Source organism: Streptomyces sp. NBC_00091 (genome assembly GCF_026343185.1).
In the GTDB taxonomy this organism is placed as follows: Bacteria; Actinomycetota; Actinomycetes; order Streptomycetales; family Streptomycetaceae; genus Streptomyces.
The window spans coordinates 536,404-552,527 of record NZ_JAPEMA010000001.1 but is presented as its reverse complement, the minus strand read 5'-3'; the positions used below and the strand labels follow the sequence as shown (position 1 = coordinate 552,527).

Below are 16,124 nucleotides of genomic sequence, written 5' to 3'. Positions count from 1 at the left end.
GCGCGCGCCTGTTGGACGTGTACTTCAACTACCAGGACTTCAGCAAGGTCGACGGGGACGAGGTCGACGAGCTCGGCGACATCGACGAGGTGCCGACCGAGTTCCCGCTGATGGTCGCCACCCGCAGTGGCTACATCGTCCTCACCACCGACGGCCGCTCGGTCTCCCGTGCGAACGCGGAGCGGATCGCGGCGATGTACCGGCTGGTGCTGGAGGGTATGGCGGCGGACGGTGGGGGTGATGCCCGGGCGGTGTTGTTGCCGGCGGGTGAGCGTGAGCTGGTGCTGGATCGCTGGAACGTTTCTGCCGCTGGGGTGCCGGCGGGTTGTGTGCCGGAGTTGTTCGCGGCTCGGGTGGCGGAGGCTGCGGGTGCGGTGGCGGTGACCTCGGGTGGGGTGTCGCTGTCGTATGCGGAGCTGGATGAGCGTTCTTCGAAGCTTGCGGCGCATCTGGGGTCGTTGGGTGTGGCTGCTGGTGATGTGGTGGGTGTGTTGCTGGAGCGTGGGGTGGAGCTGTTGGTGGCTCTGCTGGCGGTTCAGAGGGCGGGTGCGGCGTATCTGCCGATGGACGCGGCTCACCCGGTGGCCCGTCTGGCGGGGATCGTTGAGGACGCGGCTCCGCGGGTGCTGGTGACGCAGCAGTCCCTCTCCGGGACCGCGGCCGGGATCCACTCCGGCGTACGGGTCCTCGTGGACGCGGATGCCGAGCGGATCGGGGTGGCTTCGGCGGCGCCGGTCGTACGGGTCACGGATCCGGCGTCGGTGGCGTACGTGCTCTACACCTCGGGTTCGACGGGCCGGCCGAAGGGCGTGGCCGTCACGCACGGCGCTCTCGGCAACCTCCTGGTGGGCATCCGCCGGGTGCTGGGTGAGGCGGGGCAGGCCGAGTCCTGGCTGGCTTCGACCTCTGTGTCCTTCGACATCTCCGGGCTCGAGCTCTACCTCCCGCTCATCGGCGGCCACCGCGTGGTGATCGCCCAGGCGGAGGAGGAGCTGGTCGACCTGGTCGTCGCGGAGTCCGTCAGCCATGTGCAGGCCACGCCTTCGGGCTGGAAGCTGCTCCTGGAGGCCGGGTTCGCGACCCCGTCCGTCACCGCCCTGGTGGGTGGCGAGGCGCTGCCCGTCGAACTCGCCCGCGAACTGCGGGGCCGCGTCTCGCGTCTGGTGAACGTCTACGGCCCGACGGAGACGACGATCTGGTCGGCGACCTGGGAGGTCCCGGCCGAGCCGGCCGCGATCTCGATCGGTGCGCCGATCGACAACACCCAGCTGTACATCGTGGATTCCTTCATGCAGCCGGTCCCCGTCGGTGTGGTGGGTGAGCTGTGCATCGCCGGTGACGGTGTGGCGCAGGGCTACCTCGGCAGGGCGGATCTGACGGCGGAGCGGTTCGTCCCGGACCCGTTCGGTGCCCCCGGCACCCGTCTCTACCGGACCGGTGACCTCGCCCGCCGCCTCGCGGACGGGGAGATCGAGTTCCTGGGCCGTACGGACCACCAGGTGAAGATCCGTGGCTACCGGATCGAGCTGGGTGAGATCGAGTCGCGTCTGCTGGCCCACCCGCAGGTCAAGGACGCTGCGGTGATCGCCCGGACCGAGGAGTCCGGGGACACCTGGCTCGTCGCCTACCTCATCCCCGCCCCGGGGGCCGAGGCCGTGGACGCGGCGGAGCTGCGCGCCCACCTGCGCGAGACCCTGCCCGACTACATGGTCCCCGGCGCCTTCGTGGAGCTGGAGGCCTGGCCCCTCAACACCGCCGGCAAGCTCGACCGCGCTTCCCTGCCCGCCCCCGACCGAAGTGACGTAACGGCATATATAGCCCCGCGCACAGACGACGAGGCGAGGATCGCCAGTGCCTGGGAAACGGCTCTCGGGCTCGAGCGCGTGAGCGTCGAGGACAGCTTCTTCGACCTCGGCGGCGACTCCATCCGTGCGGTGTCGCTGGTCGGAGCGCTCAAGGCGATCGGCTACACGCTGACCGTCCGCACGATCTTCACGTACCAGACCGTCGCCGAGCTGGCCGTTCACCTCGCGTCACAAGCACCTCAGGAGGACCGCGTGTCACCGTCGGACAACGACATCCGTACGGCCCCCGCCGATGCGGCGGAGGCTCTGGCCGGTGCGCTCCGCGCGGCCGGGATCGACCTCGAGTCCGGCGGTCTCTCCGGGGACACCTCGGTGGCGGACCTGCTGGCCCTGCTCCAGCAGAAGCAGACCGCTCCGGAGCCGGTGGTGGCCGCTGCGGCCGCCGACGGCCGGGGGGAGGCGGGTACCGCCCCTTTCGCCCTCGTACCGGCTGAGGACCGCGATCGAATACCGGCGGGACTGGCGGACGCCTACCCCCTCTCGCAGGTCCAGACGGGCATGGCGGTCGAGGTCCTGCTGGAGGGCGCCGGTGACGACTACCACCGCGTGACCTCCTTCCGGATCCGTGACGGCCACGCCTTCTCCCGCGAGGCGCTGGAGACCGCGGCCCGTACCGTCGTGGCGCGGCACGAGATCCTCCGTACGTCCATCGACCTGACCACGTACTCCGTGCCCATGCAGCTGGTGCACTCCGAGGCCGGGATCCCCTTCACGGTCCGGGACTTCACCGCCCTCGACGAACAGGCCACGACCGATGCGGTCCGCGCCTTCATCAAGGGCGAGGAGGCGCAGAGGTTCGACCTCGCCACGGCCCCGCTGTTGCGGGTCGCCGGTCTGGTCGAGAGCGAGGACGCCTGGTCGCTCGCGCTCACCCACAGTCACCTCGTCCTGGAGGGGTGGAGCCACCACTCCCTCCTGATGGAGGTCCTGGACGTGTACCGCGCCGTGCGCGACGGGCAGGACCCCGACGCCGGCCGCGAGAGCGTCGCCGTGCGCTACGCCGACTTCATCGCGGGCGAGCTCGAATCCCTCGCCGACGAGGCCGACCGCGCGTACTGGGCCGAGACCGTGCACAGCCACCCGGCCGTGACGCTCCCCGCCGGCTGGGGCGACAGCTCCGCCGAGGCCGCCTCGTACCGGCTGCCCGTCTCGTACGGCGACCTGGAGAGCGGTCTGCGCACGCTCGCCGAGCGTGCTCGCGTGTCGAATAAAAGCGTGCTGCTCGCCGCCCACCTGAAGGTGATGAGCCAGCTCACCGAAGAGGACGCCTTCACCGCCGGCCTCGTCTTCGACGCCAGGCCCGAACTCCTCGGCGCCGAGAAGGTGCTGGGCATGCACCTCAACACGGTGCCCTTCGCCCACGACCGGGGCGCGGCCACCTGGAAGACCCTGGTACGCCAGGTCTTCGAGCAGGAGATGGACCTGTGGGAGCACCGCCGCTACCCGCTGCCGTCCATCCAGCGGCTGGCCGACACCGGCCAGTCCGTGGTCGAGGTGCTCTTCACGTACCAGAACTACCACCAGGTCGACACCGGCCTCATCGACGTGGACGGCGCGGCCGAACAGGGCGACATCACCTCGCAGTTCCCGCTCGCCGTCACCACCCTCGGCGGCCACCTCATGCTGACCGCCGACGCGAAGGAACTGGCGCGGCCGAACGCGGAGCGGATCGCCGGGATGTACCGGGCGGTCCTGGAGGCCATGGCCGCCGACCCGGACGGCGACGCCCTCGCCACCCGGCTGCCCGGCGACGAGGACGTGCTGGTCGTCTCCCGCTGGAACGACACGGCCACGGACGAGCCGGCGGGTTGTGTGCCGGAGTTGTTCGCGGCCCGGGTGGCGGAGGCTGCGGGTGCGGTGGCGGTGACCTCGGGTGGGGTGTCGCTGTCGTATGCGGAGCTGGATGAGCGTTCTTCGAAGCTGGCGGCGCATCTGGGTTCGCTGGGTGTGGCTCCGGGTGATGTGGTGGGCGTGCTGCTGGAGCGTGGGGTGGAGCTGTTGGTCGCTCTCCTCGCCGTCCAGAAGACGGGTGCGGCGTACCTGCCGATGGACGCCGGTCACCCGGCCGCCCGTCTGGCGGGGATCGTCGAGGACGCGGCTCCCCGCGTGCTGGTGACCCAGAGCTCCCTCTCCGGGACCGCGGCCGGGATCCACTCCGGCGTACGGGTCCTCGTGGACGCGGATGCCGAGCGGATCGGGGCGGCTTCGGCGGCGCCGGTCGTACGGGTCACGGATCCGGCGTCGGTGGCGTACGTGCTGTACACCTCGGGTTCGACGGGCCGGCCGAAGGGCGTGGCCGTCACGCACGGCGCCCTCGGGAACCTCCTCGTCGGCATCCGCCGGGTGCTGGGTGAGGCCGAGGGTGTGGAGTCCTGGCTGGCGTCGACCTCGGTGTCCTTCGACATCTCCGGGCTCGAGCTCTACCTCCCGCTCATCGGCGGCCACCGTGTCGTCGTGGCCGAGTACGGCCAGGACCTGGCCGGGCTGATCGCCTCCGAGCAGGTCACCCACGTCCAGGCGACCCCCTCCGGCTGGAAGCTGCTCCTGGAGGCCGGGTTCGCGACCCCGTCCGTCACCGCCCTGGTGGGTGGCGAGGCGCTGCCCGTCGAACTCGCCCGCGAACTGCGGGGCCGCGTCTCGCGTCTGGTGAATGTCTACGGCCCGACGGAGACGACGATCTGGTCGGCGACCTGGGAGGTCCCGGCCGAGCCGGCCGCGATCTCGATCGGTGCGCCGATCGACAACACCCAGCTGTACATCGTGGATTCCTTCATGCAGCCGGTCCCCGTCGGTGTGGTGGGTGAACTGTGCATCGCCGGTTACGGTGTCGCCCAGGGCTACCTGGCCCGCCCCGACCTGACCTCCGAGCGGTTCGTTCCCGATCCGTTCGGTGCCCCCGGCACCCGTCTCTACCGGACCGGTGACCTCGCCCGCCGCCTCGTGGACGGGGAGATCGAGTTCCTGGGCCGTACGGACCACCAGGTGAAGATCCGTGGCTACCGGATCGAGCTGGGTGAGATCGAGTCGCGTCTGCTGGCCCACCCGCAGGTCAAGGACGCTGCTGTGATCGCCCGGACCGAGGAGTCCGGGGACACCTGGCTCGTCGCCTACCTCATCCCCGCCACCGGGGTCGAGGCGGTCGACCAGGGCGACGTACGGTCCTTCCTGCGCGAGGCCCTGCCCGACTACATGGTCCCGGGTGCCTTCGTGGAGCTGGAGGCCTGGCCCCTCAACACCGCCGGCAAGCTCGACCGCGCTTCACTGCCCGCCCCCGAGGTCTCCGCGCAGGCCGAGTACGTCGCCCCGCGCACGGAGGTGGAGGAGCGGATCGCCGAAGCCTGGGCGGCCTCGCTCGGGCTGGAGCGGGTCAGCGTCGAGGACAGCTTCTTCGACCTCGGCGGCGACTCCATCCGCGCCATCGTCCTCGTCGGAGCCATCCGCTCGGCCGGATTCCAGGTGGCCGTCCAGGACGTCTTCGAGCACCGCACCGTCGCCGAACTGGCCCGGCACGTATCCGGCCAGGACGCCCCCGTCGAGGCCTTCAGCTACGTGCAGCCCTTCGCCCTGATCGGCGCCGGGGACCAGGCCCTCCTGCCGGCCGGCACCGCGGACGCCTACCCGGTCTCACAGGTCCAGCTCGGCATGCTCGTCGAGATGGCCCTCGGTGAGGAGAGCGCGGCCTACCACAACGTCGACGCCTTCCGGATCCGCGACGACCGCCCCTTCGACGCCACCGCCCTCCAGCGGGCCACCGACGAGCTCACCGCCCGCCACGAGGTGCTCCGCACCGGCTTCGACCTGACCGGGTACTCCGTCCCCCTCCAGGTCGTCCGCTCCCAGGTCGCCAACCCGGTCACCGTCACCGACCTGACCGCCCTGGCCGGGCAGGAGTTCACGGCCGCGCTGCGCGCGGTGAACGAGGAGGAGAGCGCCACCCCCTTCGACCTGGAGCGGCCCCCGCTGCTGCGGGCCCGCGCGGTGCTCCAGGACGAGGAGTCCTGGTGGCTGGTGCTCACCCACGCCCACCCGATCCTGGAGGGCTGGAGCTACCACTCCGTCATGGACGAACTGGTCTCCCTCTACGGGCAGCTGGTGGACACCGGCTCCTTCGAGGAGGCCGAGCCCACGCCCGGCCGGTACGCCGACTTCATCGCCGGCGAGCTCGCCTCGCTGGAGGACGAGGACGACCAGGCGTACTGGCTCGCCACCGTCACCGACCACGCCGGGTTCGAACTGCCGGCGGCCTGGGGCGACCCGCTCGGGGCCGAAGCGCAGACGTACGAGCCGTACCAGGTCCACGTGCCCGTCCACGACCTCGCGCCGAAGCTGCGCGAGCTGGCGACGGCCGCCGGGGCCTCGTACAAGAGCGTGATCCTGGCCGCCCACCTCAAGGTGCTGAGCCAGCTCACCGAGGAGGGCTCCTTCTTCACCGGGCTCGCCTTCGACGCCCGGCCCGAGCTGCTCGGCGCCGACCGGGTCGCGGGCATGCACCTGAACACCGTGCCCTTCGCCCACGACCGCACCGCCGGCACCTGGCGCGAGCTCGTCGCCCAGGTCTTCGCCCGCGAGAGCGCCCTGTGGCCCCACCGGCGCCACCCGCTGCCCGCCATCCAGCGCGCGGTGGGCGGCAACCGGCTGCTGAGCGCCGTCTTCAACTACCTCGACTTCCACCAGGTGGACACCGCGGTGGTCGACGAGGAAGCCAGCACCGGCATCGGCTCGACCGAGTTCCCGCTGGCCGTCGTGGCCCGCGGCGGACACATCGGGCTCCGCTCCGACACCCGCCACCTCGGCCGCGCCGAGGCCGCCCGGCTCGCCGAGACGTACCGGGCGGTCCTGGAGGCCATGGCCGCCGACCCGGACGGCGACGCCCGCGTCACCTTCCTGGCGCAGGCCGACCGGGACCTGGTCATCCCCGCGGTGGCCCCCGCCGCTGCGGTCACCGACACCCTGCACGGGCTCTTCGCGGCCCAGGCGGCCCTGCGCCCCGACGCCGGGGCGGTCACCGCCGCCGGGGTCACCCTCAGCTACGCCGAACTGGACGCCCGGTCCAACCGGATCGCGCACCGGCTGCGGGAACTCGGCGTCGGCGCCGAGTCGGTCGTCGGCCTGTGCGTGGGCCGCGGAGCGCAGCTCGTCCCGTCCCTGCTCGGTGTGCTGAAGGCCGGCGCGGCGTACCTGCCGATGGACCCGGCGCAGCCCGCCGCCCGGCTCGCCTTCATGGCCGAGGACCTCGGCCCGAAGGTCGTCGTCACCGACACCGAGCACGCCGCCACGGCGGCCGCCGCCCACACCGGCGCCCTGCTCGTGGTGGACGGCGAGGAGGACGAGCGGCTGCTCGCCGCCCTCCCCGCCACCGCCCCCGAGCAGGACACCGACCCGGCGCAGCTCGCCTACGTGATCTACACCTCGGGTTCCACCGGCACCCCGAAGGGCGTCGGCGTCACCCACGCCAACGCGGTGCGGCTGATGCGCGCCACCCACGAGCGGTTCCCGCTCGACGAGCACCAGGTGTGGCCGCTCGTCCACAGCTACGCCTTCGACGTCTCGGTCTTCGAGATCTGGTCGGCGCTGGCCCACGGCAGCCGCCTCGTCGTCGTCGGCCCGGACACCGCGCGCAACCCCGACGAGCTGCTCGACCTCGCGGCCGCCGAGGGGTTCACGATCCTGCTCAACAGCCCCTCCGCGTTCCGGGGCATGGCGGCCGCCGCCCAGCAGGGCGACGACCGGATCTCCCGGCTGAACCTGCGCGCCATGTTCTTCGGCGGCGAGAAGCACACCGGCGCCGACCTGCGGCCGTGGACCGAGCAGTTCGGCCTGGAACGGCCCCAGCTCGTCGAGCTGTACGGGCCGACGGAGGCCACCGTCCAGGTGACCCACCACCGGATCACCGAGGAGGACCTGGCGAACCCGGCCGGCATCCCGCTCGGCCGCCCGCTGCCCGGCACCACCGTCCTCGTCCTCGACCAGGAGGGCCACCCGGTCCCCGCCGGGGTGCCCGGCGAGCTGTACCTGGGCGGCCCCCAGGTCTCGCGCGGCTACACCAACCGCCCCGGCCTCACCGCGGAGCGCTTCCTGCCGGACCCGTTCGGCGAGCCCGGCAGCCGCCTCTACCGCACCGGCGACCTCGGCCGGCTGATGCCCGACGGCGGAGTCGACTTCCTCGGCCGGGTGGACGACCAGGTCAAGATCCGCGGCTACCGCGTGGAGCTCGGCGAGATCCAGGCCGTGCTGACCGCCCACCCGGCGGTCCGCCAGGCCGCCGTCGTCACGGACTCGAGCGCACCCGGCGACCCGAGGATCGCCGCCTACGTGGTCGCCGCGGATGACGAGGCGCTGCCCCCGCCGGCCGCGCTGGCCGAGTACTGCCGTACCCGGCTGCCGGACTACATGGTCCCGGCCGCCTTCACGGAGCTCGAGCAGATCCCGCTGGTCTCCAACACCAAGGTCGACCGCAAGGCCCTGCCCGCCCCCGACTGGGCGGCGCTGGCCGGGAGCCGGCCGCACGTCGGCCCCCGTACCGAGGACGAGCGGCGCATCGCAGAGGTCTGGGGCGAGGTGCTCGGCCTGGAGCGGCCCGGCGTCGAGGACAGCTTCTTCGAGGTCGGCGGCGACTCCATCCGCGCCGTCACCCTCGTGGGCGCGCTGCGTGCGGCGGGCTACGCCCTGACCGTCCGCGACGTCTTCGACGCCCGTACCGTCGCCGGTCTGGCCGCGCTGGGCACCGAGGGCGGCGACGCCACCGCCTTCGAGCCGGTGGCCCCCTTCGCCCTGCTCCCCGAAGCCGACCGGGCGGCCCTGCCCGCCGGCCTCACCGACGCCTACCCAATCTCCCAGGGGCAGCTCGGCATCCTCGTCGAGCAGCTCGCCGACGCCGGAACACCGAAGTACGTCAACGTCAGCGCCTTCCGGGTGCGCGACGAGCAGCCCCTCGACCTGGACGCGCTGCGCCGGGCCGTGACCGAGCTGACCGTCCGCCACGAGGTCCTGCGCACCTCCTTCGAGCTGACCGGCTACTCCGTACCGCTCCAGCTGGTCCACGAGGACGCCGGGCAGCAGCTCGCCGAGCGCGACCTGCGCGGGCTCGACGAGCAGGCCAGGGCCGACGCGGTCGCCGCGTTCGTCGCCGCGGAACGGGTCACCCCCTTCGCCGCCGGAGCGCGCTCGCTGATGCGGGTCACCGCCCTCCTGGAGGGTGAGGGCGCCTGGTGGCTGGGGCTCACCCAGAGCCACGCCATCACCGAGGGCTGGAGCCACCACACGATGGTGGCGGAACTCCTCGAGCTCTACCGGTCGGTACGCGACACGGGCGAGCCGGGGGAGCGGCCCGGACACGGGGTCCGCTACGCCGACTTCGTGGCGGGCGAGCTGGAATCGCTGGCCTCGGACGAGGACCGCGCGCACTGGCGCGCGGTCACCGCGGACTACGAGCCCTTCGAGCTGCCCGCCGGCTGGGGGGACACCCAGGGCGATCCCGAGCCCTTCACGGTCCGGGCGCCGTTCGCCGACGTCGAGCCCGCCCTGCGGGAGCTGGCCCACGCGGCCCGCGCCTCGATGAAGGCCGTCCTGCACGCCGTGCACCTCTCGGTCCTCTCCCGGCTCACCGGCCAGGAGCGGTTCAGCACCGGTCTCGCCACCGACGCCCGGCCCGAGGCCGTGGGCGCCGAGCGCGTGCTCGGCATGCACCTCAACACCGTCCCCTTCGCCTTCGAACGCGGGGCGGGCACCTGGCGCGAACTGGTGGCGCAGGTCTACGGGCGGGAGGCCGCCGACTGGTCCCACCGCCGCTACCCGCTGCCCGTCATCCAGCGCGAGGCTGGCGGCCACCGCCTGATCGACGTCACCTTCAACTACCAGGACTACCAGCGCATCGACAGCGGCGAGATCGACGCCGGCGCCAGCGACGGCGCCGCCGCCACCGAGTTCGCCCTGATCGTCACCACCACCGGAGGCCGGTTCGGCCTGGCCACCCACACCGGGGTCCTCTCGCGGGCCGAGGCCGGGCGGATCGCCGCGATGTACCGCGAGGTCGTCCTGGCGATGGCCGCCGACGCCGAGGGCGACGCCCTCGCCCCGCTGGTGTCCGGCGAGGAGGAGCTGCTGCTCGGCTGGGGCACCGCCCGCGCCACCCCGATCGACGGGACCATCACCGGCCTGTTCGCCGCCCAGGTGGCGCAGCACCCGGAGAAGGTGGCCGTCTCGTACGGGGACACCCGGCTCACCTACACCGAACTCGACCGGCGCACCGACCGGCTGGCGGCCGCCCTGACCGCCGCCGGCGCCGGACGGGAGACGGCCGTCGCGGTCAGCATGGACCGCTCGGAGCTGCTCCCGCTCACCCTGCTCGCCGTCCTCAAGGCGGGCGCCGCCTACCTTCCGGTGGACCCGGCCTACCCGGCCGACCGCAAGGAGTTCATGCTGGCGGACTCGGGAGCCGCGGTCCTCGTCACCGACGGTCGCACGGAGCCCCCCGCCGGCTGGAGCGGACCCGTCGTCACGGTGGGCCCGGACGGGGCCGGCGGACGACCGGCCCGGGTGGAGCTCCCCGCCGTCCACCAGGACCAGTTGGCGTACGTGATGTACACCTCCGGCTCGACGGGCACGCCCAAGGCCACGATGATCACCCATCGCGGTGTCGTCCGTACCGTCACCCAGGACGCCTCCCTCGCCGTCGGCCCGGACGACGTGGTGTCCCACGCCTCCAGCGTCTCCTTCGACGCCGCCACGGCCGAGATCTGGAGCGCCCTGCTGACCGGCGCCCGCCTGGAGATCATCGACCGCGACACCGTCCTGGACCCGCACGCGCTGGCCGAGACCGTCGCCGGCCGCGGCGTCACCACCCTGTTCCTGACCACCTCCCTCTTCAACCACGTGGCGCGGACCGTGCCCGCCGCCCTCGGCGCCCTGCGGACCGTGGGCTTCGGCGGAGAGGCGGCCGACGCCGCCACCGTGCGGACCCTGCTGGCCGCAGGCGGCCCCGAACGCCTCGTCAACATGTACGGCCCGACGGAGAACACCACCTTCTCCACCGTCCAGGTGATCACCTCCGTCGACGGGGCCGCGCACTCCGTCCCGATCGGCGTCCCCGTCCACAACTCCACCGCGTACGTCGTCGACAGTGAGTTCCGGCTCGTCCCCCGCGGCGTCCCCGGAGAGCTGTGCGTCGGCGGCGCCGGTCTGGCCCGCGGCTACCACGGCCGGGCCGGCCTGACCGCCGAGCGCTTCGTACCGAACCCCTTCGGGGCGCCGGGCGAGCGGATGTACCGCACCGGCGACATCGTGCGCTGGCTGCCGGACGGCACGCTCGACTTCGTGGGACGCGCCGACCACCAGGTCAAGCTGCGCGGCTTCCGCATCGAGCTCGGCGAGGTCGAGTCGGCCCTGCGCACCCACGCGGACGTCACCGAGGCCGTCGTGGTGCTCCGCGAGGACACCCCGGGCGACAAGCGCCTCGTCGCCTACACGGTCACCGCCGCCGACACGGCCACCTCACCGGCCGAGCTGCGCGAGCACCTGTTGCCGCTGCTGCCCGAGTACATGGTCCCGGCCGCCTTCGTCGCCCTGGACCGGCTGCCGCTCACCGCCCACGGCAAGCTCGACACCCGCTCCCTGCCCGTCCCCGACGCGGACGCGCTGGCCGCGGGCGGCGAGAGCGTGGCCCCGCGCAACGCGACCGAGGCCCGGATGGCCGAGGTGTGGGGCGAGGTGCTCGGCCTCGACCGGATCGGCGTCGAGGACGGCTTCTTCGACCTGGGCGGCGACTCGATCCGCGCCGTCACCCTCGTCGGCGCGCTGAAGGCGGCGGGCTTCGAGGCCACCGTCAGCGACGTCTTCGAGCACCGCACCGTCGCGAAGCTGGCCGAGGCCACCGCCGGACGGGAGAGCGCCGAACTGCACTACGTCGCCCCGTTCGAGCTGATCGGCGACGAGGACCGGGCCCTGCTCCCGGCCGGCGTGTCGGACGCCTACCCGCTCGCCCAGCTGCAGACCGGCATGCTGGTCGAACAGCTCGGCTCCAGTGGCACGGGCACCTACCACCACACCACCTCCTTCGACATCAAGGACGGCCACCCCTTCGACCGCCAGGCCCTCCACACGGCGGCCCAGCTGGTCACCGCCCGGCACGAGGCCCTGCGCACCGGCGTCGACCTGGAGACCTTCTCCGTGCCGATGCAGCTCGTGTACGAGACCGCCGAGATGCCGGTGGCCTTCCACGACCTGACCGGGCTCACCCCCGACCAGGTGGCGCTGCGGGTCGCCGAGATCAGCATCGAGGAGCAGGAGAACTCCTTCGACGTGAGCCGGCCGACGCTGCTGCGCCTGGCGGCGGCGGTCAGCGACTCCGGCTGGCGGCTGTTCGTCAGCCTCAACCACACGATCATCGAGGGCTGGAGCCACTACAACATCTGGATGGAGGTGCTGACCGCCTACGGCGAGCTCCGCGCCGGCGGCCGGCCCGTGGACCCCGAGCGGCCGCTCCTGCGGTACGCCGACTTCATCGCCGGCGAACTGGAGTCGCTGGCCTCCCCGCAGGAGCGCGCCTACTGGCGCGGGGTCGTGGAGGACCACGCCCGGTTCACGCTGCCCGCCGCCTGGGGCGAGGAGCCCGCCGACGGCGAGGAGGCGCGTACGTACTCGGTCGAGGTGTCCCTGCGCGACATCCAGGACCGGATCCGCGCGGCGGCCAAGGACGCCGACGTGCCCGTCAAGAGCGTGCTGCTCGCCGCGCACCTGAAGGTGCTCGGCCAGCTCACCGAGGAGGACGCCTTCTACAGCGGCCTGGTGTGCGACGCCCGGCCCGAGGCGCCCGGCGCCGAGAAGGTCGTCGGGATGTACCTCACCACCCTGCCGATCCCCTTCCGGCGCGGCGCCCGCACCTGGCGGGAGCTGATCCAGGGGGTCTTCGCCACCGAGACGCAACTGTGGCCCAACCGCCGCTTCCCGCTCCCGGAGGTACAGCGCGAGGCCGGCAGCCGCCGCATCATCGACGTCTTCTTCAACTACCTGGACTTCCGGCAGATCGACACCGACCTCATGGACATGAGCAGCAGCGTCCGCGAGGGAGGCACCGAGTTCGACCTCGCGGTCACCACCATGGCGGGCGAACTCGGGCTGCTGACCAACTCCCGGATCATGACCCGGGCCGAGGCCGACCGCCTCGGCGCCATGTACCGGGCGGCCCTGGACGCGATCGTCGACGACCTCGACGGCGACGCCAGGACGGTCCTGCTGCCGGCCGGTGAGCGGGAGCGGCTGCTGGGGGAGTGGGCCGGCACCACCGGCAGCGCCTTCGACAGCCGCCCCGTGCACCACCGCATCGCCGAGCGCGCCGCGGCCACCCCCGAGGCCGTCGCGGTGACCGTCGGGGACCAGCGCACCACGTACGGCGCCCTGGACACCGCCGCCAACCGGATGGCCCACCACCTGATCGACTCGGGAGTGCGGCGCGGCGACTTCGTCGGAGTCCTCGCCGACCGGGGCACCGACCAGCTCGTGGCGGTCCTCGGCGTGCTCAAGGCGGGCGCCGCCTACCTGCCGCTCGACCCGGAGGCCCCCGCCGACCGGATGGCCCACCAGCTCGCCGACAGCGCGGCGAGCGTCCTGATCACCCAGGAACACCACCTGGCCGGCGCGCCCGCCACGCGGGCCCGTACGGTCTGCACCGACCGGGACGCGGCGGCGATCGCGGCCCGCCCCGGGCACGACCCGCTCGTGACCGTGGACGGCGACGACCTCGCCTACACCATCTACACCTCGGGCTCCACCGGCCGCCCCAAGGGCGTCCTGGTCACCCACCACGGTCTGGCCAACTACCTGGACTGGGCGCTCGGCCACTACGGCATGGACGGTGCGCACGGCGCCCCGATGTTCGGCTCGATCGCCTTCGACCTGGCCGTTCCCAGCTTCCTGCTCCCGCTGCTCTCGGGCCGCGACGTGGTCGTCGTACCGGGTGACCGGGGCCAGGAGGCCCTGCCCGAACTGCTGCGCGGCGACGGCGACTTCAGCATCGTGAAGATCACCCCGGCCCACCTCGACCTGGTCACCACCGAGGTCGGCGAAGCCGGCGGCATCGACTCCGTGCGCACCTTCGTGGTCGGCGGCGAGGAGATGAAGGCCGAGGCGGTCGCCGCCTGGCGGCGGGTCGCCCCGAACGCCCGGATCATCAACGAGTACGGGCCGACGGAGACCGTGGTCGGCTGCGTCGTCCACGACGCCACGGCCGAGGAGACCGACTCCGGCCGGCCGGTGCCGATCGGCCGCCCCATCACCAACACCCAGGTGTACGTGCTGGACGCGGAAGGACAGCCGGTCCCGGTCGGGACGGTCGGCGAGCTCCACCTCGGCGGGGACGGAGTGGCCCGCGGCTACCACGGGCGGCCCGCGCTGACCGCGGAGAAGTTCGTGCCGCACCCCTTCACCGACGAGCCGGGCCGGCGCCTCTACCGCACCGGGGACCTGGCCAGGTTCCGCTCCGACGGCACCCTGGACTTCCTGGGCCGCCGCGACGACCAGGTCAAGATCCGCGGCTACCGCGTCGAACTCGGCGAGATCGAGGCCGTGCTGCTGCTCGCCCCCGGCGTCAAGGACGCCGTGGTCCTGGCCCGCCAGGACGGCCCGGGGGAGCGCCGGCTCGTCGGCTACGTCGTCGCGCAGGACGCGGCCGCCGCGCCCACCCCCGCCGACCTCGCCGCCCACCTGCGGACCCGGCTGCCCGCCTACATGGTCCCGCCGGTCTTCGTCACCCTCGACGAGCTGCCGCTCGCGGTCTCCGGCAAGGTCGACCGCAAGGCACTGCCCGCACCCGACCAGTCCCAGCTCACCTCCGGCGTGCCCTACCGGGAGCCGGTCAGCGAGGTCCAGAAGCTGCTCGCCGGCGTCTGGTCCGAGGTCCTCGGCGTGGAGCGGGTCGGCCTCGACGACAGCTTCTTCGCGCTCGGCGGCGACTCGATCCTCGTCCTGCCGGTGATCTCGGCGGCCCGCAGGGCCGGACTCGTCTTCTCGCTCAGCACCCTGTACGAGAACGAGACCCTCGCCGAGCTGGCGGCCGCCGTCGACCCGGCCCCCGCCGCCCCGGCGGCCGACGCGGACGCCCTGGCCGAGGCGCTGCGCCTGGTCATGGCACACCAGGACACCCTCGGACTGCGGGTGGTGTCCGAGAAGCCCGCCGAACTCCCCTCGCCGGAAGCGGTGATGGCCGAGCACCAGGTGCCCGGCGTCTCCGTCGCCGTCATCCGCGACGGAGAGGTCGCCGAGGTCAGGGCGTACGGCCTGACCCGCCACGGCGGGACCGAGCGGGTCACCCCCGACACGCTCTTCCCGGCCGGCTCGGTCAGCAAGCACGTCACCGCCCTGGGCGTCATGAGGCTCGCCAAGGACGGGGTCATCGACCTCGACGAGGACGTCAACCGCTACCTGACCTCCTGGCAGGTCCCCGGCACCGACCCCGCCGACCCGGTCACCGCCGAACGGCTGCTGCGCTTCACCGGAGCCGTCAACAACATCACCGACAACCCGGACGACCACTACTACACCCCCGACGAAGAGCTGCCCACCGGCCTCGACGTCCTGCTCGGCCGGGCCCCGGCCAAGACCCCGGCCGGCACCCTGGACGGCATCCCCGGCCAGGTGTTCCTGAAGAACAACATCAGCTACACCGTGCTCGCGCAGCTGATGGAGGACGTCACCGGCAAGCCCTTCCCCGAGCTGATGCGGGAGCTGGTCCTGGACCCGCTGGGGATGACGGCCAGCCACTTCGTCAACGCCGACCCGACCGTCCTCGGCCGGCCGGTCGCCCACGGCCACGACGCACCCGGGGTCGCCCACCCCGGCGGCTGGCAGGCCCACCCGGAGACCGCCGCGGCCGGGCTGTGGACCACCGCCGCCGAACTGGCCCGGGTGACCACCGAGATCCGCCGCGCCCACCGGGGGCTGCCGTCCCGGATCCTCACCCGCGAGCTGACCGAGCGGATGCTCACCATCGTCGAACCCTGCCACTTCTACGGCATGGGCGTCTTCGTGGACCGCTCGGGCGGCGGCGTCGACTACGGCCACACCGGCCAGACCGCCGGCTACCGCGCCATGGCGCTCAGCCAGATCGAGTCCGGCACGGGCCTGGTGATGCTCGCCAACGCCGAGCACGCCCGGCCGGTCCTCAAGTGGCTGATGGCAGCCGTACGCGAACAGGACCGATGGGCCGCCCAGGGCGAGCTGGCCCGCCTGTGGGAGGTGGGCCGGGTCAACCCCGACGCGCAGGACTGA

General features: G+C 72.9%; 1 protein-coding gene (running past one end of the window). It reads left to right on the top strand.

Going from position 1 to position 16,124, the window contains the following annotated elements; translation table 11 throughout:
- Positions 1–16,124 carry the 3' portion of a non-ribosomal peptide synthase/polyketide synthase gene (locus tag OOK34_RS02290; protein WP_267032185.1) on the top strand. It extends 7,510 nt beyond the left edge of the window, so the window shows 16,124 of its 23,634 coding nt (coding positions 7,511–23,634); the start codon falls outside the window, past its left edge; its stop codon occupies positions 16,122–16,124.